Source organism: Brevibacterium sp. HMSC07C04 (genome assembly GCF_001815905.1).
Lineage (GTDB): Bacteria > Actinomycetota > Actinomycetes > Actinomycetales > Brevibacteriaceae > Brevibacterium.
In genome coordinates, this window is record NZ_KV823272.1 from 1 (window position 1) to 1297 (window position 1297).

1 protein-coding gene is annotated in these 1297 nt (G+C 60.4%); it reads right to left on the reverse strand.

The window, feature by feature from the left end; genetic code table 11:
• Positions 1–1092, reverse strand: a 1092-nt coding sequence (locus HMPREF3162_RS08060) for an IS110 family RNA-guided transposase (protein ID WP_070777557.1), incomplete at its 3' end; no start/stop codon positions are given.
• Positions 1093–1297: the final 205 nt, after the last annotated feature.

Here is a 1297-nt window from a genome sequence, read left to right on the forward strand (position 1 = left end):
TTTGCCCTCGGCACGTTTTCTGTCGTAGTACGCCTTTGATACTGGGTCGTGGCAGGAGGCGACCCATGCGGACCGGAATAACGCGTTCTTCAGCTTTGTGTTCCCGGCACGGGCAGGGAACTCGCCTCGGATTGATGTCCCAGATCGTCGGGTTACTGGAGCGATTCCGGCATAGGCGGCCAGGTGTCCTGGCGTGGGAAACGCGGACAGGTCACCAGCGGCCAGGAGGATCTGTGCTGCGGTCTTGATCCCGACTCCTGGCATCGACGTCAAGACCGTGGAAAGAGGGAAGTCGTCGACCAGCTTCTCTACCTCTTCGGCGACGATGTCCCGTTGGCGTTTGAGCTCTTTGATCTGAGCTGCGACTCTGGGGATGACGAGCTCAACAGCGTCAGCACCGGGCACTGTGACGGTCTGCTCGGATAGTGCTGTGAAGATCTGGTCGATGAGCTGGCCGGGGTCTTTGCGGCTGTGGTGACGTGCCCACCGTTTCACTCCGGCCTTGCCTGCAGCTTTAAGTCCGGCAGGGCCGTGGTAGCGGATCAGCAGATCCAACACGATAGCCCGAGTGAGAACGACACCGGGGAGAACACGTTCCAGTGATGGGTAGATCTGGACCAAGAGGGACCGTAATCGATTGATCGCGCGCGTTGATTCACAAGCGAGGTCTTCGTCAAACCCGGAGAGCACCTTCAGTGCTGACAAGACCTCGGAGTTACGGTCCACAGCTCGTAGCGTGTGTGGCATTGCCCGGGCGGTATCAGCGATGATGAACGCGTCCCTGGCGTCAGTCTTCAAGCGTCCCGGATACAGGTCCGCGGCCTTGCGCATCGCTAGCCCTGGCAGATAGGCGACGTCCGCGCCGAGATCACGGGCGACAGCGATTGGCAGTGCTCCGATCGTGTTCGGCTGATCCACGACGATGAGCACCGGACCGTGCTGTTGCAGGTCGGTGATGACCTTCCGCAAGGCGGTTTCGTCCTGGGGCAGCTCATGGTCATACACGCGCTGTCCTTCGGGTGTCAGCGCGCACCCATGATGAGCGGACTTACCGACATCGAGGCCTAGCGTGATTGCGTATTCGGTTGTCACGACACCCGATGCTGGCACCCACGTTACGAAGAGACCTCGACCAAAGCCGGGCCACGTCCCTATCAGCAGTCAACGCGCGTCCTGGACTCCTGGCGACAACACCCCGTTACCTTTTAGGTGTCACCGTTTTCCGTCAGGATAGACAGTGCAGGGAACCGGCTGGTCCCGGCATGATGTCTGCCCCCAGTTGTCCATGATCCGGGGG